This window comes from Ruegeria sp. YKSD179 (genome assembly GCF_059612885.1).
In genome coordinates this window covers 35,475-56,745 of the sequence record NZ_JBXWRL010000001.1, presented here as the reverse complement: position 1 = coordinate 56,745, position 21,271 = coordinate 35,475, and the positions used below count along the sequence as shown (strand labels likewise).

The 21,271-nt window shown below is 50.5% G+C and carries 17 protein-coding genes and 1 pseudogene; 8 read left to right on the top strand and 10 right to left on the bottom strand.

The genetic code is table 11. The features are described 5' to 3' along the window. Position 1: 1 nt before the first annotated feature. From AC2FNE_RS00235 to AC2FNE_RS00215, 5 genes are all read right to left on the bottom strand, one after another. Entirely contained in the window at positions 2–172 is a 171-nt protein-coding gene (locus tag AC2FNE_RS00235; RefSeq protein WP_170476451.1) for a Flp family type IVb pilin, read from the bottom strand. A gap of 513 nt (positions 173–685) precedes the next feature. Beyond that, the gene (gene gntH, locus AC2FNE_RS00230; RefSeq protein WP_496804553.1) at positions 686–1,942 is read right to left on the bottom strand and encodes a guanitoxin biosynthesis MBL fold metallo-hydrolase GntH; all 1,257 of its coding nucleotides are present in this window, start codon (positions 1,940–1,942) and stop codon (positions 686–688) included. A gap of 438 nt (positions 1,943–2,380) precedes the next feature. Beyond that, positions 2,381–3,412 (bottom strand): response regulator, encoded by a 1,032-nt coding sequence (locus AC2FNE_RS00225; RefSeq protein ID WP_170476455.1) that lies wholly within the window; start codon positions 3,410–3,412, stop codon positions 2,381–2,383. Then, positions 3,405–3,737: an Hpt domain-containing protein gene (locus tag AC2FNE_RS00220; RefSeq protein ID WP_170604209.1), complete on the bottom strand. Its 333-nt coding sequence runs from the start codon at positions 3,735–3,737 to the stop codon at positions 3,405–3,407. Before AC2FNE_RS00220 ends, AC2FNE_RS00225 begins: the two co-directional genes overlap by 8 nt. Then, positions 3,734–9,055: a GAF domain-containing protein gene (locus AC2FNE_RS00215; RefSeq protein ID WP_496804552.1), complete on the bottom strand. Its 5,322-nt coding sequence runs from the start codon at positions 9,053–9,055 to the stop codon at positions 3,734–3,736. Before AC2FNE_RS00215 ends, AC2FNE_RS00220 begins: the two co-directional genes overlap by 4 nt. A gap of 531 nt (positions 9,056–9,586) precedes the next feature. On the opposite strand from AC2FNE_RS00215, the pseudogene AC2FNE_RS00210 reads away from it, so the two are divergent. Continuing rightward, positions 9,587–11,500, top strand: a pseudogene (locus tag AC2FNE_RS00210) (DUF3604 domain-containing protein). A 196-nt stretch (positions 11,501–11,696) separates the two neighbouring features. Here AC2FNE_RS00210 and AC2FNE_RS00205 read toward each other — a convergent pair. Beyond that, complete coding sequence (locus AC2FNE_RS00205; RefSeq protein WP_496804551.1) at positions 11,697–12,818, bottom strand: pyridoxal phosphate-dependent aminotransferase; 1,122 nt, start codon at positions 12,816–12,818, stop codon at positions 11,697–11,699. A 42-nt stretch (positions 12,819–12,860) separates the two neighbouring features. On the opposite strand from AC2FNE_RS00205, the gene AC2FNE_RS00200 reads away from it, so the two are divergent. After that, positions 12,861–13,616 carry an N-acyl homoserine lactonase family protein gene (locus tag AC2FNE_RS00200; RefSeq protein ID WP_170476462.1) on the top strand — a complete coding sequence of 252 codons (756 nt, stop codon included), beginning with the start codon at positions 12,861–12,863 and terminating at the stop codon, positions 13,614–13,616. Positions 13,617–13,653: 37 nt separating this feature from the next. On the opposite strand, the gene AC2FNE_RS00195 is transcribed toward AC2FNE_RS00200, so the two are convergent. The 4 genes from AC2FNE_RS00195 to AC2FNE_RS00180 all read right to left on the bottom strand — a co-directional run bounded on the left by AC2FNE_RS00195 (position 13,654) and on the right by AC2FNE_RS00180 (position 17,735). Next, entirely contained in the window at positions 13,654–14,382 is a 729-nt protein-coding gene (locus AC2FNE_RS00195; protein ID WP_170604215.1) for an SDR family NAD(P)-dependent oxidoreductase, read from the bottom strand. A gap of 263 nt (positions 14,383–14,645) precedes the next feature. Next, complete coding sequence (locus tag AC2FNE_RS00190) at positions 14,646–15,560, bottom strand: DMT family transporter (protein ID WP_170604345.1); 915 nt, start codon at positions 15,558–15,560, stop codon at positions 14,646–14,648. Positions 15,561–15,665: 105 nt separating this feature from the next. Next, positions 15,666–16,847 (bottom strand): adenylate/guanylate cyclase domain-containing protein, encoded by a 1,182-nt coding sequence (locus AC2FNE_RS00185; protein ID WP_170604217.1) that lies wholly within the window; start codon positions 16,845–16,847, stop codon positions 15,666–15,668. 480 nt (positions 16,848–17,327) lie between these two features. Continuing rightward, positions 17,328–17,735, bottom strand: coding sequence for a DUF6629 family protein (locus AC2FNE_RS00180; RefSeq protein ID WP_496804550.1), 408 nt, complete (start codon positions 17,733–17,735; stop codon positions 17,328–17,330). A 384-nt stretch (positions 17,736–18,119) separates the two neighbouring features. On the opposite strand from AC2FNE_RS00180, the gene AC2FNE_RS00175 reads away from it, so the two are divergent. The 6 genes from AC2FNE_RS00175 to AC2FNE_RS00150 all read left to right on the top strand — a co-directional run bounded on the left by AC2FNE_RS00175 (position 18,120) and on the right by AC2FNE_RS00150 (position 21,269). Further along, positions 18,120–18,344, top strand: a complete 225-nt coding sequence (locus AC2FNE_RS00175; RefSeq protein WP_496804549.1) for a hypothetical protein — start codon at positions 18,120–18,122, stop codon at positions 18,342–18,344. A gap of 27 nt (positions 18,345–18,371) precedes the next feature. Continuing rightward, on the top strand, positions 18,372–19,043 hold the full coding sequence (locus tag AC2FNE_RS00170; protein WP_496804548.1) for a Crp/Fnr family transcriptional regulator: 672 nt from the start codon (positions 18,372–18,374) through the stop codon (positions 19,041–19,043). A gap of 84 nt (positions 19,044–19,127) precedes the next feature. After that, a complete protein-coding gene (locus tag AC2FNE_RS00165; protein ID WP_170476475.1) occupies positions 19,128–19,559 on the top strand; it encodes a YeeE/YedE family protein in 432 nt (143 codons plus the stop codon). 4 nt (positions 19,560–19,563) lie between these two features. After that, positions 19,564–19,992, top strand: a complete 429-nt coding sequence (locus tag AC2FNE_RS00160) for a DUF6691 family protein (protein ID WP_170604224.1) — start codon at positions 19,564–19,566, stop codon at positions 19,990–19,992. Positions 19,993–20,027: 35 nt separating this feature from the next. Beyond that, positions 20,028–20,909: an MBL fold metallo-hydrolase gene (locus tag AC2FNE_RS00155; RefSeq protein ID WP_496804547.1), complete on the top strand. Its 882-nt coding sequence runs from the start codon at positions 20,028–20,030 to the stop codon at positions 20,907–20,909. 21 nt (positions 20,910–20,930) lie between these two features. Next, positions 20,931–21,269 (top strand): protein tyrosine phosphatase family protein, encoded by a 339-nt coding sequence (locus tag AC2FNE_RS00150; protein ID WP_170604228.1) that lies wholly within the window; start codon positions 20,931–20,933, stop codon positions 21,267–21,269. The last annotated feature ends 2 nt before the right edge of the window (positions 21,270–21,271 follow it).

Here is a 21,271-nt window from a genome sequence, read left to right as displayed (position 1 = left end):
ATTACATCAGGCCTTCTGCCGCGGTGAACTGGCCGTTAACGTCGCCGCCCAAGGCTGTGAGGGTCGCAACTGCAATTGCCGTGACAATGGTCAGGGCAACACCGTACTCGACGATGGTCGCACCGCGCTCGTCACGTGCCAGGGTTTTCATCATTACATAAAGCTTCAACATTTTACTCTCCTAGTTAACTCACTAGATACACACTGATGCCGTACAAACTGACGGCGCTAACAACCCCCCCTTAAAGACGGAGCCTGCATCAAAACTACGCTTCATGGATCAGGGCGCGCATCATCCAAACTGTGGAAAAACACACGTATAAGGTGAAAGAATTGGCGCTTTGACTGTTGCTTGGCCCAGATTCGCCTTTTTTGGCTATTGGGCCAGCCGACCCAGATCGCGATTCGTGCACTGGTTGAACCCGATGAAATACGGCCTTCGAAGAAATTACCGAAGCCGCCCTGCCCGGCTAACGCTGGCCGGAACAGGCGTTTCTGCCGGTTGGAAAAGCCGATTGCCTTCGTCAACTTACATTCAATTTGTGAAAGCTGTTGACAGGGAAACCTTACACAGAACTTCGCCGACGCCTTTCAATGAACGGCGTGCGAATTGTGGCAAAAGTGTGCTCTTGGATCTGTCTTTTCTGGGGGCGCCGCGGATTTTTGCGCGCCCGCAGAGCTGTTTTTACTCTTTGAACGGCAGACTAGTGTAAGCGCCAACCTCGTTGTTACCCGAACGCTCATTGAAGGCTTCGATCATGTCGTTAGTAGCCTCGGCAGCTCCTAAATCCATGCTTTCAAGATCGAACTCGGAGAATGGGAACTCTGCAGCAGAGTCTGGCGGCTGTTTGGCCATCTGCACCGGGGCCGGAAATGACTCTTCATTGGGCACTCCCTTACGGGTGCGAATGCTGTCCTTTGTTACGTTCCAAGTCATAAAATCTGCCGCCAAATCCAACGGGCCGTCGTAAGTTTCCCGTATTGCAGAATACACTGCCAATGCGATGTCATGGTCATTTTGGAAGTGATAGCAGACCGCCAGCCTCGGCTCAGTCTCGGACATGATCTTGCCAAAAGCCTGCGCCGCTGTGTGACCCTGTGAACCGACGAAAATCGCCTCTGACGGTTCAAAACCGTATTTTTCGATCATGAACTCAGGGGGGGTAAAGCATTCGTGGATGGCGAGATCAGCACCAGCTGCGTGCTCTCTCCACCATCGGGTCGGAAGAGTGTCAGAGGAAAACGCAAACTTGAGACCGTTCCATTCCAGCAGAAAACTGACTGCTTGTTCGCCATGGATAGCAGGGAGCGTTCTGACTTGAACACCGTTTTCGTCAAAAATGACATTGTTGACGGCTTTCCAATCAAATTCGTTCACTTCCAGTTGCAGTCCACGCGGATCAACTGCCGCGCCACGGGTCGCTTCCTCCCAGGCCCACATCTTCATCATGTGATCGGCCCAGGATTTGGTACCCCATTCTGGCTTAATCCCTTCTGGTCCCCACAAGCGGACTGGAGTCAAACGGTTGTTTACTGGGCCTGTAAAATAGAACGCTGGAAAATCACCGGCGTGATCAAGATGCAAATGTCCCAGGAACACTTTGTCTAGCTGATCCAAAGGTATCCCTAGCGCCATGATCCGTTCATAAGAGCCCTCGCCCATATCGAAAATAAATTTCTCACCATTTCCCAATTCAACAAGGAAACACGCTGCAGCTTGTTTCAAACGCGGCTGGGGCATCCCGGTTCCACAAGCAATTACCCGCATTTCGTCCGCCCCAAGGGCTTCTGTTCCTGGGTAATAAACTGTTTGATGGGGATATGGGTCGGTTCTCGACCACTCAGCAGGTTCTTTATCTTGCGCGATCGCAGCAGCTGCTGAACTTGCTAATATTACGGCGCCAAGCGCAATTGCCCGAGCAGTCTTGCCAACAAATATCATTGCTATTCTCCCCCACTGGGATTCCGATTAAACCCAAAGTTACTCAATGTCGTGTCACTCAAGGATCGCAGTTTTTGAATGCGTATTGCAAGTCTTTGTGTGCAGATCGGGAACAGCGCAGTTTGTATCGACAAAAGCTGGACAGGATAATATTTAGGCGTCGACAGAGATTGGACCAAGCTAACCAAATTCGATTTTATCGAATTGATTCAACTTTGCCTCTAAAACCCTTTTTTCTCGCTGGCCTAAATACTGAACACTAACTGCATTTTGATTGCCTTCGCGTTTTTGCCGATGAAGTGATCCGATGCCTTTGCGAAATTGCGCCGGGGCTTTATTTATTGGCAGTTTATGAAGCGGCTTCGGCCGAACAAATTAATCAAACTGCCGCCCAATGGAAAACCACCGCTGACTTCGATATCAACTTTTAGACTATATCTAATTCCGGATTGAGAACACTTCGGTCAGCTCCGAAAATCCTTTGAAAAGTGCTTCCTCTAATTGCTCGCAATCGGCGGAGGCTGAAAGGTTCTGTCGTGTTTCCGCATCAAATAGAATGGCACGATCCACGATCTTGGTGTGTGCTTCTAGTCGGGCGGCAAGATTAACTGTCTTACCGATGCACGTATACGTGGCGCGCGTCTGCGTACCTGCATAACCTGCTACTACCTCGCCGGTAGCCACACCAAAGCCCACTTTCAGCCTCTTCTCGCCCAAGGCTGTTCGCTCTTCGTTTAGCATATCGATCATTCTACTCATTTCTTGCGCCGCAGAAATCGCGCTTTGCGCTGAGTTATCAACAGGTTGAGGCGCGCCAAATAAGGCCATCAAGCCATCACCAACCATCAAGTTCACTATACCACCATGACTCGTAACTGCCTCGAACATCAGGGTATAATAGGTGTTCAACAGTTCAATCGTCGCTTCGGGTGGCATGGGTTCAGACAACGCGGTGAAATCTCGAATATCACAGAACAGGACTGTCGCAGTTATCCGACTACCGCCGATAGCAAAACCCGACGCTTGAAGATCCTGAGCGACCTCTTCGGTCGCAAATCGCCCTAGAAGCCGCTTTTGTTCGTCGTATAGCTGCTTTCTTTCGAGGCTGGAATTCAGGCGTGCCTGGAGCAGCACTTTGTTCACAGGCTTGGCGATATAATCTTCAGCCCCCAGTTCGATGCAACGAACGACGTTTTCGAGCCCCTCAACCGAAGATGTAACGATGACTGGCAAATCGCGAAGTGTCGGATCGCCTTTGAGTGCTTCAAGCACTTGAAACCCGTCCATTTCCGGCATCTCTATATCCAGTAGCAGGACATCATAATCATCCTCGGCAAGCATTTGCATTGCGACTTTGCCATTGTGTGCAACCGATGCTCGATGTCCCAACATCTCGACACTTCGAGTCATCAAAATTCGATTGACCTTGTTGTCATCGACAATCAGAAGATGCCCGGTTTTCTCAACCATTCAAAAGCCCTGTGAGCGCCGTCGCAGTTTGGTCAAATGTAGCCCTGAGGACATCCACCGCCGCACCGTCGATTTCGCCTGACAATTCGATATCACGAGCCTGTTCGGACAGAGTTATTGCACCAAAGGTTTGCGCGTTCGACTTGATGGAGTGAGCCGCACGGCGATAGGTGTCGGCGTCTTGGTTTTTGACCGAGCCTTTCAGCTCGGCAAACATGTTTTCTGCGTCATCTAAGAAAGTGGCCGCCAATTCTCTGACGAAATCTTCACCCATCGCTGCGCAAAGCTCTTCAAAAACAGTTGGGTCAATGATGTCTTTGGTCATTTGCGTTTCCTTGGAGACCGAGCAGGAGTGCGGGAAAGTGCATCGATCAGGCGATCCACGCGGATTGGCTTTGCGATGTAGTCGTCCATTCCGGCGGCCAAACACATTTCGCGGTCTCCTTGCATAGCGTTTGCGGTCATCGCAATGATCCTAGGACGGTCATCGGGATAGGATGCGTTAATTTTTCGAGATGCTTCAAGCCCGTCCATTTCCGGCATTTGCACATCCATTAAAATGACGTCATAGGTCTGACGAGCGACACTTTCGATGGCCTCAATACCGTTGCTGGCCAGATCGGTACGATAGCCCATTTGTTCGAGCAGGCGTATCGCGAGCTTCTGGTTTACCAGATTATCTTCCGCCAAAAGAATGCGAAGTGGATGCCACTTCGCCATATCGGGATCAATTTTGGGTTTTTGGATCCTCCTGTCTTCCTTTGGGGCCTCTGACGGCGCAAAGAGAGTGACCAACGTATCGAATAGCTGAGATTGGCGTAATGGTTTACTAATATAAGCCGAAAACAAACCTGCTTCGGCTTCGACATCGCGAATGCCGAGTGAACTGAATAGGATCATTGGGATATTTTCGTTCAGTTTGCGAATGGCACGGGCCAGTGCAAGCCCGTCCATCTGAGGCATGTGCATATCCAATATTGCGAGGTCGAATTGTGCGCCCTTCTCTAGCGCCCCTATGGCGTCTTCCGGATTTTTGTATGCGGTCGTTTCGGTTCCCCATTTCAAGGTCTGCAGGGAAAGCACCTTCAAGTTTGTCGCGTTGTCATCGACAACCAGAATTCGCTTGCCTACCAGTTCAGATTGCACACCGATCAAGTCACGAGATTTGGATTTTGGTAATTGGGCGGGTTTAGCCCGGATAGAGAAATGAAAGGTCGAACCTTTACCGACGCCTGCGCTCGTTGCCCACATGGTGCCGCCCATCAGTTCGGCAAGTCGTTTTGAGATAGCAAGTCCCAATCCTGTGCCACCATATTTTCGAGTTGTCGAGCTGTCAGCCTGGCTGAAGGATTGGAACAAACGACCCATCCCCTTCTTGCTCATACCAATACCTGTGTCGCGAACCGCGAAGTTGATCAGAACGTGCTCGTCTTCCGTCGGCGTTGCGCTCACTTTCAAAAAGATCTCGCCCTTTTCCGTAAATTTCACTGCATTCGACAATAGGTTGAGCAGGATTTGCCGCAGCCGAGTGAGGTCGGCACTGATGCCGGGCGGAACATCATCCTCCATCAGATATGCGATCTCAAGATGCTTTTCTGCCGCCTTGTTGCCGATCAAATCTTGTGCTGACTCAATACAATCTCGCAAGTCCAATGGATGATATTCGATATCCATCTGGCCTGCTTCGATTTTCGAAAAATCTAGAATCTCGTTGATTATTCCCAACAACGCATCGCCGCTGTCGCGAATGGTTCGGGCGTAGTCATTTTGCTCATCGTCCAACTTAGTGTCCATCAGCAAGCCGCTCATCCCAATTACCGCATTCATAGGCGTGCGAATTTCATGCGACATCGTGGCGAGAAATGCGCTCTTTGCTTCGTTGGCGGCCTCGGCCGCCTCGCGCGCCGCTTGGGCTTCGCGAAACAAACGAACATTCTCGATGGCAATTACGGACTGATCAGCAAAGGATTCCGCCATAGCAATATCGTCGTCCGAAAACGGCGTCTTTGTTTTTCTAATGAACACAAGTCCACCCAAACATTTGCCACTGCGCATCAGCGGCACACCGAGAAAAGCTTCGTAACCGTTTTCCTCCTGCAACTTTTTCGCCAAACGCGGCAGTTCATGCGACGACAAATCGTGCATATGCATCGTTTTTCCGGACAAAAGCACAGACGAAAGGAAATTGTCTTCTGGGTCAAGCGGATGGCGCGTTTGTCCAAAATTGCGAATTAAACCTTCAGGAGAAGCCAAAGCTACTTGCCACCATTTGTTATCATCCGCCAGTGTTGCGACAGCCAAGTCACAAGAAACAAGCCTTGTCGCGGAATTAACGATGACTTCAAAAACAGGCGTTGTATCGGTCGGTGATTGGCTTATTACCCTGAGCACATCGGCGCTCGCGGTCTGTCGCGCAAGTGACGTTTGGTTATCTTTGAACATACGCGCGTTCTGGATGGCGATAACTGCTTGATCAGCGAAATTCTTTAGTATCTCAATTTCACGCCCAAGTAACGGAAGGCCGCTGCCATCTTCTGCAATTTTGCGTGCAAGAAACAGCGCTCCGACTGCCGTTCCCTTCCACACAATCGGAGCGATAAGGCAGGAGAAATTCCCGACCTTTTCTGCAACCTTCTGAATTACCGGAGATGTGTCGGGACCACGCAGCGCATCCGGGCAATGCACGACTCTTCGTTCACTGATCGCAGTCGCTACGATCGTTTTCGCCACTGGCAGCGGCTCATATCCCCTTGCGCTTAACTCGCCAATTGGACCACGTACCGCGCCCAATAAAATCCGGTCTTCTTCGCCCAGTGTCAAAATTGACAGATCGTTGCACTTTATCAGCTTTTGGCAGCTGTCCAAGATCTTGTCAAAAACCGGTTTTGCGTCCTCCACAGAGTTAGAAATAACTTCCAGAACTTCGGACGTCGCTGTTTGTCGTTCCAGCGCTTCTTCGACCTCGGCAGTCCGATCCTGAACTTCTTGGAATAGCTGTGTGTTGTTAATCGCAATAACCGCCTGCGAAGCAAATGTCTCAAGCAAGCCTATTTGTTTTTCGGAAAAGGCGTCGGCCTTGCGGTGGGCCATAACAATAACACCTACCGTCACATTGTTGCTGATCAGAGGCACACCCAACGTCGTAAGGTAGTCGCCAATTTCTGCCGCTTTTTTCCAAGTATAGGTAGGATCGTTACGTGTATCGCGAATATACACGGTTTCACCATGCAAGGCCGTTCGTCCGATGCATGATCCCTCTTCCGGCTTAATCGGATTCTCCGCAAGAAAGGTCAGGAAATCGTCGCTGACGTTTTTGGACATGGCTACACGATACAGTCCATCTTCTGGGTTGATCATGGCGAAAAAGGCGTATTCAGGCTGGCAGATGCGCGAGGCAACATCCAAGATTGAATTAAGGACTGGCGGCAGGTCATTAGGTGATCGCGAAATGACGTCCAGCACCTCGGAGGTTGCGGTCTGGTATTCAAGCGCCTCTTCGACTTCGGCAGTACGACGCTGTACTTCGTCGAACAGGCTTGCATTGTTCAAAGCGATTACAGCTTGCGCGGCGAAAGTTTCGAACAAGGCAATTTGTTTCTTCGAAAAAGCATTGGTTTCTGTGTGGGCGACTGTGATGACACCTACTGTGCGACCATTGTTGTTCATTGGAACGCCAACCGTCGAGGCATAGTTGCCGACCCGCGCTTTATGCGCCCAGCCATAGTCGGGGTCGTTTTCCAGATCAGGTATGTGGACCGTCTGACCTGACATCGCAACACGGCCCGTGGTGGTCGTCTCGTCCGCGGCAAAAGGAGTGCTTCGAACGATTTTGACCATTTCTGGCGACGCATGCCGAATGGCCCGTGCCTCATAAAGCCCGGTATTTTCGTTCAGCAATGCGATGTATCCACCTCTGTGCCGAATTATGCGCTCAACAACTTCTAGTATCGCATCCAGAACTGGCTGAACTTCGTTGGGCGAGCGAGAGATCACCTCCAGCACGTCTGAGGTCGCGGTCTGATACTCTAACGCCTCTTCCACTTCGGCGGTGCGCGCCTGCAACTCGCGGAATTGGCGCACATTTTCAATCGCGATAACGGCTTGGGCAGCAAAAGTTCGCACCAGATCGACGTCATCGTTGGAAAATGGTGCAACCTCGCGACGGTACAGAACGATAACCCCCAGCCCTTTTCTGTCTTTCATTAAGGGAACCGCCAGAACCGACCGAGCGCCTTCTACTTCAACCATTTGAACACGTTTGGGATCACGGTCGCGATAATACAACGGGTCATCTGCTATATCATCCTGCCGGATTATCTGCCCATCATGGATCGGCCGGATGGCCACCAGCTCTTTGCGGCTTAGGGGTTCGTCGAAACCCTTTAAGTTTTCATTGAACTCTGCGCGGGCGCCTACATTGGCCGGGATTGTAACGCGGCCCGTCGCGTGATCCGCGACAGAAAGAAAAGCCAGTTGTGCGTTGCACAGCCGACAAGCATTTTCGAGGATCGTTTTAAAAACCGGTTGGTCATCGTCGCGCGTTTGACTGATTACCTCCAGAATGTCGCGCGAAGCCGTTTCCCGCTCAAGACGAGTTTGGATTTCCCGAAACTGGCGTACGTTTTCGATAGCGATTACAGCCTGAGCTGCGAAGGTCTCGACAAGAGAAATCTCATCTTCGGAAAAGGCCCGCACCTCTTTTCTGTAAATTCCGATGCAGCCAACGGGCGTCCCGTCCGGCTTTAAGAGTGGTACTGTCAGAAATGTGCGAACGCCTTCGTCATCGGCAAGCTGCCTTCGCCACTTGTCTCCTTGAAGATAAAGATCGGTCTCGCGTAGGTCGACCGAGTGTACAATACGCTTCTCGCGAACTGATTGAGCGATCTGAAGGTTGGAGCCCACAGACCAACGGTCGACGCCCACCTCATAGGTCGACAGCGTATCCCCGATATGGGCCGCATATTCCAGATGCGTTCCCTCTGTGTTCATCAATGAAAGGGTGGCAACGTCTGTTTCGCAAAACTGTGCCGTGTTTTCGAGAATGGTGTCGAACACTGGGCGCTCGTTATCGCGCGATGTGCTGATGACCGATAGCACCTCGCCTGTTGCACGTTCGCGAGCGCGTCGATCTTGAAGCGCCTGATATTGTCTGACGTTATCAATTGCGATCGCGGCTTGTGCGGCGAAGGTTTGTGCCGTTGCGATATCGCTGCCGGAAAACGGATTTACTTCGTCGCGATACAGCGCCAATGACCCTACTGCGGAGCCATCAAGTACAATTGGGACAAACAAAACGCTACGTAAACCGATCTCATCAGTCATTGATCGTACGATCGGGTTGCCACCATTGTAGAGTGGGCTGTCAGCAATGTTCGCCCATGTAACCAGTTCGCATCTCACTATGCACTGGGCAAGGTAAGACCCGTCTGCGTTCAAGTTCATTCGCTCAACATCGAATAATTTGATTGCATTAGGTGGAAGCCCGATCTGGGCGGCAAGCTGCATTGCGTCGCCTTCTACCGCCGCCAGAAAAAGCCCAACCATTGGTGCATCGCATATGTCCCGGCTGTGTTTCAGGATCGCGTCGAAAACCGGCCCTTCATCGTGGCGCGAAACTGACATCCGGCTCAGAATGTCTGACATAGCATCGAGCCGCACCTTCAGTTCAGATGCGACCTCTGAGGAAACATCAGGTTTGGCGACATCCGAGTCGGAGAAAGAATCTGTCGTCCGTTTCACATCAATTAATTTAGTATCAGGGCCTAAAGTTGAGTCTTATCCAACGTTAACCCTTTATCGAAAGTGAGAACACTAATTACTCGCCGCCAATATTACTGGATTCTTTGCGGAACGTGGTTTGGAACTTATCGCGTTGTTGAATGCTTGCATCTACATCGCTCCTATCGCCGCGCCTAAGCGTTCTTTCGTATCAAATCGCAACACGTCGGTTTCCAACTCATGATACCAAGAACGGCATCGCAAAACATTCAGGACATCGTTGCGATATTGCGTATTTTTAGCTTTGGCTTGTTTACAAGTCAGACGGCGCTGCTCTCTCTTACTAGTTCAACAAACAGCGTGGTTAATTGATTTTTTGCGTAAATTAGTGCATTGTGTTGCCTAACTTTTTTTATTTTTTCTGTCTGATCCGTTGTTTAAAATTGGGGGGCGAACATGAATAGCGTGAAAACTTTCCCGAATATGGTTAGTGCTTCAATTGTCTCGGTTTTGCTAGCGGCCAACACTGCGCTTGCTTTTGAAGGCGAAGTTCCGCCAGACAATGTGGTTCCAATGCAGAACTACTCGCCGTTCGTAGACAGATCTTATCCTGATCGTGTTTTGTTCGGTGATCTGCACTTTCACACTGAAATCTCATTTGACGCTGGACTAGTTGGAACTTCGCTGAATATTCATGACGCATTTCGCGTGGCACGAGGCGAACGAATTACATCGAACACCGGGCAACCTGTTCAGCTCATTCGACCACTCGACTTCCTCGCAATTACCGAACACGCGGAAATGTTAGGTTTGGCAACAGCCGTGCGTGCAGCGGATCCGCGACTGTTAGCAGACGAATGGGGTCGCCTGACCTACGAGCGGTTCAATTCCGGTCAGGAAGGTCGCATGGCAGCTTTTGCAGACATTATCGAAATTGCTTCAGTTGAGGGGCGCGACCCGACGGCTGGGCTGGATCTGGATGGTGACCTTTGGCAGCAGATTGTAGAGACTGTTGACGATTACAAGGAACCCGGCGTGTTCACCTCTCTTGCCGGATATGAATGGACTTCCACACCGCTTGGCAACAATCTGCATCGCGTCATAATCTTTGGGGATGGCGCGGATAAAACAAGCCGGACCCGACCATACACATACTTTGAAAGCGAAGATCCTGAACCTTTGTGGGATTATCTGGCAGCCTACGAAGCCGGGACGGGCGGAAGCGCAATTTCCGTTCCGCACAATGGTAACATATCAAACGGGATAATGTTTGCGCCGACAAAATTTGACGGTTCTCCTATGGATGCAGAATACGCCGCCAAACGTATCCGCTAGGAGCCAATGCACGAAGTGACACAAATTAAGGGTGATGAAGAAACGCATCCAATTTTGTCGCCTGACGATGAATTTGCGGATTTTGAAACCTGGGACGTTGCGAATATTTCTGGAACTGTCGCAAAGACGACTGAGATGCTGCGCTATGAATATGGCCGATCTGCTTTGAAGGTCGGATTAGAGGTTCAACGACAGGTTGGCGTCAACCCGTTCAAATTCGGATTTTACGGGACGACCGACACACACACCGCACTGCCGACCACGCGGGAAGACAATTATTTTGGCAAGTATCAACACACCGAACCCTCTGCGAACCGCCATAACTTTGATGTTATTCCTGCAGAAGATCCGGCACTTCGGATCATCACAGCACAGGAATCCGCTGCCGGCCTTACGGCAGTTTGGGCGCGTGAAAATACACGAGAGGAAGTTCACGGTGCGATCAAACGCAAAGAAGCTTACGCCACAACCGGGCCGAGAATGCGAGTCCGGGTTTTTGGTGGTTGGAACTTTGATGCGGATGACCTTAGTGCATCAGATTTTGTCTCAAATGGCTATCAAAATGGCGTGCCAATGGGTGGTGACCTTGCGAACGCACCGGACGGAGCTTCACCCGGTTTCCTTATCCGCTCCCTACGCGATCCTGACGGTGCAAATCTGGACCGCGTCCAAATCATCAAAGGTTGGATTGACGAGGCGGGCGAAACTCATGAGCGCGTTTATGACGTCGCCGTGTCAGACGATCGAGAGATCGGTGCCGACGGGCGGGCTCGTGAACCGGTTGGATCAACAGTAGACATCGACACTGCGACTTATAGTAATTCTATTGGATCTGCCTCGCTCGATGCATATTGGCAAGATCCGGAATTCGATCCGGCTCATAATGCGTTTTACTATGTCCGAGTAATCGAAATCCCAAAACCCCGTTGGACGACGATCGACGCGGCATTTTACGACATTCCCTTGCCTGAATCTGTTCCAGCTGAAGTTCAGGACCGCGCTTACACTTCACCGATTTGGTACACCTCGAACTAACAGTCTCAGGGAATTCAACGCAGCTTAGCTTGTTAGCAAATGGCTGGATGCAACCATTTGCCGAGTGTTCATTAGTGCCGGCCTTTTGAGTAAACCTGGCACGCTCTCATGGTGATGAACTTTCTAAATTCCACTTCTTGGATCAGGGTTCGTAAACTCAGACGGGAACCATGCTGCAAGTTTTTGAAAACCCTGACTAACTGAGTTCCATCAACAACTTTGACATCCGATCCAACCCTTTGTCCAGATTTGTTGCGGTGCCGCCCCCTACTCCTAAACGAATATGGTTTGGCATTTCATAGGATGATCCGGGTAACAGAAAAGTTCGGTAGGGTTCAGCCAAAAGTCGTTTTGCGAATGTGTCGCCATCAATTCCAGTCAACCTTGCCAAACCGATCAGACCTGCCTCAGGTTTAACCCAGTTAAGCCGAGGTTGATGGGCAACAAATTGATCTAAGTGATTAAGCGTCTGGCTGCCAGCAGCTCGAGCCGACTGAATTTTTGCCTTGTATCGTTCAGGACGCAGCGCGATTTCCGCAATTGTCTCTCCCAAAATATTCATGATTTCACTTGAGTTTTCCCGCAGTACAATGGCGTCCCAAATAAGATCAGGGTCGCGGCAGATCATCCAACCTGTGCGTAAACCCTGCATTCCAAGAGCCTTCGAAACACTACCTGTGGTTATCCCCCGCTCATACATGCCGGCGATCGATGGTGCGCGTTCACCTTCCCATTCTAGGCCAGCATAAACCTCATCCACAAGCAGCCATGCACCGACCCGCTCCGCTATTTTGACCAAACGCTCTAATTCGTCACGCGGCATGAGTTTGCCGGTCGGGTTATTGGGGTTTGTGAGAAAAATCATACGTGTACGATCGGTGACCGCTGCCTCTACAGCGTCGAGTGGAAGAGACCATCCCAAAGCTTCATCTCGATCAATCACCTTTAATTTGGCCCCCACAGCGTCAGCCAGCACACCGGCTTGTGGCCAGCCAGGACGCTCGGTCACGACCTCGTCGCCTGGTTGTACCAATTGCATAAAGGCAAGGTAGTTCGCTTCGGCCGTCCCTGCCGTAATCAAAACGTCATCGGGGTGGCAAGCATCTGCCAAGTCAGTGTTTTCCAGCACCCGCTCGCGCAACCTAGGAAGGCCGCGAAAACTTTTCTGGTTCCAATCCAACGGCAATTCGGGGTCAAGCGCATCCAAAAACTCACCCAAGCGGGGCGGTTCAGAAAGCGAGAAGCCAATAAACGCTTCTGGCTCAGCTTCGGTAGTATCCAGCAGATATTGAAAAAGTGTATGTATCTTGACTTTCATGCCCCACCTTCAATGCTTGCTGTGTACCAAAGGAGAGCTTGCGTGAAAGCTGAAGGTTTTGTCAAAGGGCGACCCGCGGAACTGGCCGTTTTGGATTACGGGCTTTTTAAGGTCCATGCCAATGGTCGTGTTATAGGTATCTGCGGGTTCGCGATCCGAACGGATGCGGACGAGACTATACTTATCGATACCGGTTTCCCTGAAAAATACGCAATCGATACAGATGCGGCTTCGAAAGAAGACCGGTTGTACGAGTTCGGCGAAGTGCTTGAATGTGGGCCAGGCAATCTACCGAATGCACAATTGGCTAAACTTGGATTGAGTTCAGACGACATAACACTGCATGTTTGCACTCATACTCATATTGATCACGTAGGAGGCCTGGATGCGTTTCCCAACGTACCCATCCTGATATCGGCCAAAGAACGAACGCTGCCTCGGCCACTGTATTGGGGCGGTGTTCAGCCTTTGGAATGGCCAGACCGAAACTATCTTCAGGTTGAAGGTGATGTCGCGATTGGACCAGGACTGACGGTGCTTGAAGCCTCTGGTCATGCGCCGGGACAAATCGCGTTGATGGTCGAATTACCTTCCGGCCCGGTTTTATTAACAAGCGACGCGATTTCACGGCCCGCGGAGATCGATGAAAAATTCGTGGGCTCGTGGGACGAAACTGTTGCAATTGCAAGTGCTAATCGGCTGATGGCACTGGCTGCAGAACAGGGCGCTTTTGTGATTTATGGGCATTGCCCGGAGCAGTGGCCCAAATTACGAAAAGCCCCCGAAGTTTATACCTGAGTATAATCAAAACATGGGTGATGCAGCTGTTTGTTATCTAACGAACATCTCTTCCTTGGTTGAGTATGATAACATTACCGCTGCAAATATCGCCTGCAGGCGAGATAAGAAAGCTGACCCAATCTGCGACTTGTGCAGGTTGCATCGCTTGTCCGTGTGGCATCGCTTCAATCGCACTTTGCAGTACTTGTTCTGACAAGACTCCAAATAGCGGTGTTTCGGTCATGGCAGGCGCGATGGAGTTCACACAAATTTTTTCGCGGGCGTAGCGGCGCGCGAGGTCTTTGGTCAACGTATCCATCGCCGCTTTGGACGCCCGATAATGCGGTGGGTCAAAAACATCGAAATTATAGGCTCCGTTGGAAGAGATATTGACGATCTTTTTGACTCCTTCCCGTGCCAGCATCAACGGAACCGCCTCTTGGCAGCAATGAAATGCAGAGGAGAAGTTTATTGCCATTTGCTGGTCGAATTCGCTGCTTGAGATTTCTGGAAAATCCGACATAAAACACGTGCCTGCATTGTTGACGAGCACATCCAAACCACCATGCTTTTCCTTGATGTCGGAAAACGCGGCTGCAATTTCGTCTGGTTGTGTCAGGTCAAGACAAACTGGTTCGAAATACGCGCCGATTTCTGTCTCCAACTTATTCAGTGTGCCGGCATTTATGTCGATACCGACCACATGCATGCCATCAATTATTAGTTTACTACAGATGGCCTGCCCCATCCCGCCAGCAGCTCCGGTTACAATCGCTGTTTTCATTGTAAATCCTTTTTTCCGCATCAAAATAATTGGTTTGAGTTTCTGATGCGAAGCTAGAGTGTTCAAAGTTCATCCGCGAAAACTTCGGTCGGCACTTGTAGAGCTGAATCTTGGCAAATTTTCAAAATGTCAGACTGAAGGCACATCCAAAAACCAGATCTCCTGAACATAAAGATTGAGCTTGCCACTGTTGTTGAGCCAAACAATTTTCCTGGATTCATGTTCGTATTTTACCCTCATAATAGCTGACGCGCCAAAGCTGTTCAGGGGCTTGAGAGTGGAGGCGGTCTTCGCACTACCCCTGTAATCGCATTTCCTATGATGGCTGCCAAAAGGACAACACCGCCCAAAAGAGTATTTGTTGTCGCAGTCTCACCGAGAAATATCCAAACCCAAACCGGGGCCAGGACGACCTCGGCTAAGGACAGTAAGGTTAACTCTGCAGCAGGCAAGCTGCGGGACCCAATGGTATAAAGGATCAGGCCCGCGCCCACTTGGAATATGCCCATTCCCACGGAAATTCCGCCGTCACGTGGTGACAGAATCAGCGGAATGTCAGTCGCGATACATATCACGAGCGTCAGCGCGATTGCGAAAAGTCCGGAAAGAAAAACGGCTGGCAGCATTTCGCCAGACTTTCCCCACCTCAAGGAAATCGTGAAAACCGCGAAACCAAACGCAGAGCCCAAAGCTGCAAGACTGCCTTTGATCACTCCGCCAGACGATTTGTCGGCGACCATGATGGCTACCCCCGCGATTGCGACAATGCAGGCAATCCAGGTCGCCTTCCTGACGGCTTCTCCAAGAATGATCCGTCCTAGAATAGCGGCTATAAAAGGCGCAGTTGCAAACAATAACATCGCGTTTGCCACTGACGTCGTTTGAATGGCGTATATTCCGCCGGAAAAAGCTAAAACAAGCGCCATTCCAGCTAAGACAACTGGCAATCCGACTTGGCGTATTTGAACAAACGGACTTTCACCTGATCTGATGCGAATGACGACATACAAAAACAAGCTCAGACTGATGGATCGGTACAGGAGAATTTGCCATACGGTCGCGTCTTCGATCAAACGTACGCCCAATCCAATGGTGGACCAAAGAACACCTGCCGAAAAAACAAGGAGCAAACCTCGTTCTCGCTTGTCTGGTAACGTTGATGCTTCGCTCGACAACATTGGATAACCCGCCGCGCCCATTCCACTCGAAGTCGAAGTTAAGACAAAACCAACAGGTATTATCGCTCAATTGCGACGCCCAAACCTTTTGCCGACAAAAGTAAATCAGTCAGAAAAACCCGAAATGCTTAATACGCGGTGGACTTGTACCGGGGTGGCAATCCCCTTTAATTCCACTTCACCGAGCTCTTCGGTTTGCGCAGTGTCTTCAATGTCCATCAACGCCCTTTGGTTTATGAGTATTTGCCCATCACTCGCAACATCACAGAGCCTGGACGCAGTGTTAACCACGCCACCTATCGCGGTGTAATCGGCCCGACCATGAAACCCAATTAGCCCGAGCGTTGCGTATCCGCTACTGACTCCAATACCCAGACCCATTTTATGGCCAAGTTTCTGCCAAGGTGCGCGGATATTTTCAAAGGCAGCTCTGATGGACATCCCCAGCCTCACTGCCTCTAGTACAGGTTGATCACATGGCACAGGGTCGTTGAAAAAAACCATTAAGCCATCCCCTGCACGATAACCAATCGTCCCTTTGTGCTGGGCAACCAGATTTCCCACTTCGTCGTGGAATCGCTGCAGAACCGCGATTACTTCTTCTGGTTCAATGGCTTCTGAAACAGCTGTGAAATTTCGAATGTCGCAAAAAAGACAGGCAATGTATCTCCTATGCGTCTTGAGAAGTTCGTCACTGTCATTTTCAACAACAAGTTCTGCTACCTGCGGGGCAAGAAACTGTTTCAATCGGCCAAGCCTGTCTATTTCGGTTTCCTGACGCCGCACCCTCTCGGTTAATCTTTCGTTCAGTGCTCTTATCTCTTGGGTTTGATTGCGAACCGTGTAGTTCAAAGCATCAAGGATGAAATTCTGGTTCAGTAGGGCTGCTATGACCAATAGAACATAAGCCAACGCTTCGACGCGTTCATCATAACCAAAGTAAAGCGTTACGATGAGTGTCAGGGCAGCAATCCCGCCAATTACAAGCGGGAGTTCTTTGGAATGCCGCTTTCTGTCTCTCCACAGGAAAGCAACCGCCAACAGTGCGAGAACCCACATCAGCACCGCTTGCGCATGAGGGTTTATTGAAAATGACTGAAAGCCAAAAATATATGTCGCCAATATCCCTGAATAGCATGTCGCCAATGAGGCCAGCGCAGCCACCACAGCTCCGAACCCAATCGGCATTGAAATTCTGAACTCCTCGGTCGCCACCCCGAACCCATCTGAAACAGCACGGGTTACGGAATCTGATGTGGAGTTTTTTGCGTTTTCTGGATCAGACATTGTTCCTGTCAGCTATCGATCCACATCAGAGTACGTTTGTTCTTTGAATACGTCAAAAACAGGGGCGCCCGGCGTCCTTGCGGTGGCAAAGCTGCACTAAAAACCGAGTAATGCTTGTATACCAGAAATAAATAAGTTTGGCGGCAAGCCTGTTAATTTGGCGCCCAAACTTAGTTGATACAACTTGGTTCAAACTCTTCAACCTTCGGCACTACCAACCAGTTGATGCGTATCCGGATAACGGAAATGCAAAACGCAATAAATGTACACGGACAAAACCGCCGCAACAAAACACCAGATCGATGTGAAAGCATGAGAAGCAAAAAAGAACCCCACGACAACAGATACTACGATAAGAAAACCAAACCCTCGCAGACCTTTGTCGCTTGATCCTACCAGTGGTATGCATATCACCAACGCATAAAACAGGCGCGCGATATTTTTAGTCGCCTCTTTCGGATACAGCTGCGAATTTTCGTATTAAATTGAGTGTTTTGCGATACCAATGTTGAGGCTTTCCGGTGAAAAAAGTACCGGCAAGTACAGGAACATACCCAAGCCGACCCCTATGCCACAGATCGCTTGAAAGATTTGCTGACGCCTCCGATCCACTTCGATCAATGAAGCTGACAGGGGTACCCAGGTCGGCCAAAACAAGTAGGCGAAAAACAAGAACACCAACGCCGCCGCTGCCGAAGGACTGGAATACGAGCTGTTAATAGACACCCACAGGAAACCTTCGGACATTTGCTGAACCCCGAAGAAAAACGGAAAGCTGGCCAACGGAAGAAATCGGACACTTTTTTGAAATGCCTGTCGAATAGTAAAGCCACTGAAAGCCACGAGCGCGGCACCGGCTATAAAGCTGGCTTGGGACGAAAAGCACATAAAGAACCTCCTCTTCCCTTTTTTACATAGCCGTCCCGATCGAAGCAAAATTTACGTTTGGTTCCAAGCAACATTTGACCTCGTTATAGGAAAAATTTCTTTGCTAAATTGTGATTGCCATCGGAAACGCGATCTCGTCGGACGCATATCGCCAGATAAATATGATGCATTCGCAATTGGGCGCTGGTCGAAATACCCAGATGCCAGAAGTTGTTCCCAGGATACAAACACTTTTATTTGGATCTATTTTTTTGTGACCAACTTCCCACCGAACCGAAAGGTTTATTGGTCAATTCCCTTATTTTTCCATTCGTTGGCCGTTGGTATAATACTTTGAGGCACCATTATCCGAAAATTTGAATTGTTGCCCAAGGAGGATAGTCTATGCCGAGATGTAAGCTGCCAACTGATCTTGCTATCTCGATTGCTGTAATGGCTTTCTCGTCTGCCTATGCAGATGAATTTGATCCTTCAATTCTTTTTCCTCCTGCTTCTAATTTTCGGGACGGATGGTTGCGTACGGCAGATTTGGTTTTCTCTTCGGTTCAAAGACTGGCCGTTTACAACACTTACTCTTTGGGTGCTTTGTATAAGACTCATGCAAACTGACTGAAATCTAGTAGAAGTGGACGACTATTGGCGAATTCCGTTGGAGATTGGACAGAAAGCTTTCTTGGCACCCGAAACCTGCCCCGCCGGGTGCGTGACAAACTTCTGCGCGAAGCGCGCGTGGTCACGTACAGGCAAGGACAACAGGTATTTGGTCCTGAGAATATCCCTGACAGTCTGATGTTTTTGCATACCGGTCGGATTCGGGTGTCGCAAAGTTCTGATGTCGGACGTGAGATCGTTCTTTATCGTGTCGAGGCTGGTGAGAGCTGCGTACTAACGACGGCCTGTATGTTGTCAGAAGAGGCTTACAACGCCGAGGGAATTGCCGAGACAGATGTTACGGCTATCACGTTACCCAAGAATTCGTTTGACCGACTTGCTGCCGAAGAAGATAGCTTTCGTCGCTTTGTTTTCTCGGCATATTCGCGTCGCTTGATTGATCTGCTGCGCGTTGTTGATGATGTCGCCTTTGGCAGGATGGATGTCAGATTGGCTGAACGCCTTCTTGTATTAGAGGGTGGGCAAGACGAAATCCAAACAACGCACCAGGCTCTTGCGAATGAGCTTGGAACTGCGCGAGAGGTTGTTTCCCGCATCCTTAACGACTTTCAAAAACGAGGAATGATCCAGCAAACAAGGGGGCGGATAACTCTGCAAGACAAAGCTGCACTAGAGCATTTGGCACAAAGCGAATGAATTCGTCAGTTAGGTGACATTGTCACTGAAATAGCGCCGCTCGACCGGTAATCAGGTTTCAACTTGAACGACCGGAGACTTTTTATGGAAACCGCATTTACACCCTTCGCTTCGTTTGGAGGTGGGCTCGCGATCGGCCTTGGCGCTGTTCTTCTTATGCTTGGACTGGGGCGTATCATGGGCGCCACGGGCATCTTGTCTGGCTTGGCATTCCCCGAAAGCCGCGAAGAATTCGCTTGGCGAATTGCCTTGACAATCGGCATGATCTTAGCCCCTGGGGTAATTTTTGTGGTGACCGGGGCCATGCCTTCGCTTTCGGTTCCAGTCAGCCCGGCAATGATCGTCATCGGCGGCGTTATCGTTGGCCTTGGCGGTAGCCTTGGGTCCGGCTGTACATCAGGTCACGGTGTTTGCGGATTGTCGCGCCTTTCGGTTCGTTCCCTGGTGGCTGTTCCGACATTCATGGCCACCGGAGCAATCACTGTTTTTCTCATCCGTCACGTCTTTGGAGGTTAATCCCATGAAGATGATATTCGCCCTTTTCACGGGTCTCGTGTTTGGCATTGGCATTGCTATCTCGGGTATGATGGACCCGGCCAAAGTACTGAATTTTTTTGATATCGCCGGAACTTGGGACCCAAGTCTTGCCTTCGTAATGGGAGGCGCCTTGTTGGTGACGTTCATAGGCTACCGTGTGGTTTGGCGTCGTTCTGCCCCTATGTTCAGCGACGGCTTTCAGTTGCCTACTTCGAAAACAATTGATGCGCGTTTGATCGGCGGTTCAGCGCTGTTCGGCATCGGCTGGGGGGTCGCTGGCTTCTGTCCCGGCGCCGCGATTCCGGCGCTTGGTACCGGACGATGGGAAGTCGCCCTATTCCTTGTTGCCGTTATTGCCGGTTTCGGATTGCGTCGATTGCTGTTCGGTCAAGTCGCCAAGGCGACCGCCTAAGGCCCTTACTTGATAGTTTTTTAGGAGTAAGAACGATGAACTACCCCGTGAACATGCGGATCAAGCCACAAGTACAAGCCTTCTTTGATGAGGCTACAAACACCATCAGCTATATCGTTAAAGACCCGACCTCAAACTCGTGCGCCATCGTCGATAGCGTGATGGACATCGACTACGCGGCTGGGCGTATAACATACGATCACGCGGACGAGCTGATCCACCAGATCCAGACGCAGGGGCTGAAGTTGGAATGGGTCATCGAAACCCATGTCCATGCGGATCACCTGAGTGCAGCTCCATATATTCAGGAAAAGCTCGGCGGGAAAATCGGCATAGGCTCGAAAATTTCGATAGTGCAGGACACTTTCGGAAAGGTCTTTAACGAAGGAACCGAATTCCAGCGCGATGGAAGTCAATTCGACCAGCTGTTTGAGGACGGCGACACCTATATGATCGGCAATATGCCGGCCTTCGCCATGTACACACCAGGCCACACTCCAGCTTGCATGGTCCATGTCATGGGTGACGCAGCCTTTGTTGGGGATACGCTGTTTATGCCCGACGGAGGTTCGGCTCGTGCGGACTTTCCCGGAGGCAACGCGGCTTCTCTGTACGACAGCATTCAAAAGGTTCTGGCACTACCTGATGCGACGCGGTTGTTCATGTGCCACGATTACGGCCCAGGCGGTCGTGACATCCAGTGGGAGACAACTGTTGCTGAAGAAAAGGCGAATAATATCCATGTCGGTGTCGGCAAAACAAAAGAAGATTTCGTCAAATTCCGCACAGAACGTGACGCCCAACTTGCGATGCCAAAACTGATCATTCCATCGCTGCAAGTGAATATGCGCGCCGGGGAAGTTCCAACCGATAACGATGGCAACCCCATGCTCAAAGTGCCTGTGAACCAGCTCTAAACTTTTGAAAGAGATCGATTTATGGACATCAAGAAACTCTCGGGTCAATTTGCGACCTGCGGTCAGGTTGTGCCCGGCGACATGGACGAGATCAAGAAGCTCGGATTTAAGTCCCTGGTTTGCGCCCGCCCGGATGGTGAAGCAGAGGGCCAGCCACCATTTGCCGAAATCGATAAGAGTGCACGCGCACAGGGTCTTTCGATGCAATATATTCCTGTAAGCCCGTCTGGCCCGACCGACTACAACCATGTTGCTTTTGCCGCCGCATTAGCAGAGTTGCCTGGGCCCGTCTTAGGGTATTGCCGCAGCGGACAGCGGGCGACGAAGCTCTGGCAAGCTCATCAAAATGCGCTGGGATAGCA

What these genes read in the sequence shown, in the direction of transcription:
- AC2FNE_RS00235 (WP_170476451.1), bottom strand. Translation starts at nt 172, where the DNA reads ATGTTGAAGCTTTATGTAATGATGAAAACCCTGGCACGTGACGAGCGC.
- gntH (WP_496804553.1), bottom strand. Translation starts at nt 1,942, where the DNA reads ATGATATTTGTTGGCAAGACTGCTCGGGCAATTGCGCTTGGCGCCGTA.
- AC2FNE_RS00225 (WP_170476455.1), bottom strand. Translation starts at nt 3,412, where the DNA reads ATGGTTGAGAAAACCGGGCATCTTCTGATTGTCGATGACAACAAGGTC.
- AC2FNE_RS00220 (WP_170604209.1), bottom strand. Translation starts at nt 3,737, where the DNA reads ATGACCAAAGACATCATTGACCCAACTGTTTTTGAAGAGCTTTGCGCA.
- AC2FNE_RS00215 (WP_496804552.1), bottom strand. Translation starts at nt 9,055, where the DNA reads ATGTCAGACATTCTGAGCCGGATGTCAGTTTCGCGCCACGATGAAGGG.
- AC2FNE_RS00205 (WP_496804551.1), bottom strand. Translation starts at nt 12,818, where the DNA reads ATGAAAGTCAAGATACATACACTTTTTCAATATCTGCTGGATACTACC.
- AC2FNE_RS00195 (WP_170604215.1), bottom strand. Translation starts at nt 14,382, where the DNA reads ATGAAAACAGCGATTGTAACCGGAGCTGCTGGCGGGATGGGGCAGGCC.
- AC2FNE_RS00190 (WP_170604345.1), bottom strand. Translation starts at nt 15,560, where the DNA reads ATGTTGTCGAGCGAAGCATCAACGTTACCAGACAAGCGAGAACGAGGT.
- AC2FNE_RS00185 (WP_170604217.1), bottom strand. Translation starts at nt 16,847, where the DNA reads ATGTCTGATCCAGAAAACGCAAAAAACTCCACATCAGATTCCGTAACC.
- AC2FNE_RS00180 (WP_496804550.1), bottom strand. Translation starts at nt 17,735, where the DNA reads ATGTGCTTTTCGTCCCAAGCCAGCTTTATAGCCGGTGCCGCGCTCGTG.
- AC2FNE_RS00175 (WP_496804549.1), top strand. Translation starts at nt 18,120, where the DNA reads ATGCCGAGATGTAAGCTGCCAACTGATCTTGCTATCTCGATTGCTGTA.
- AC2FNE_RS00165 (WP_170476475.1), top strand. Translation starts at nt 19,128, where the DNA reads ATGGAAACCGCATTTACACCCTTCGCTTCGTTTGGAGGTGGGCTCGCG.
- AC2FNE_RS00160 (WP_170604224.1), top strand. Translation starts at nt 19,564, where the DNA reads ATGAAGATGATATTCGCCCTTTTCACGGGTCTCGTGTTTGGCATTGGC.
- AC2FNE_RS00155 (WP_496804547.1), top strand. Translation starts at nt 20,028, where the DNA reads ATGAACTACCCCGTGAACATGCGGATCAAGCCACAAGTACAAGCCTTC.
- AC2FNE_RS00150 (WP_170604228.1), top strand. Translation starts at nt 20,931, where the DNA reads ATGGACATCAAGAAACTCTCGGGTCAATTTGCGACCTGCGGTCAGGTT.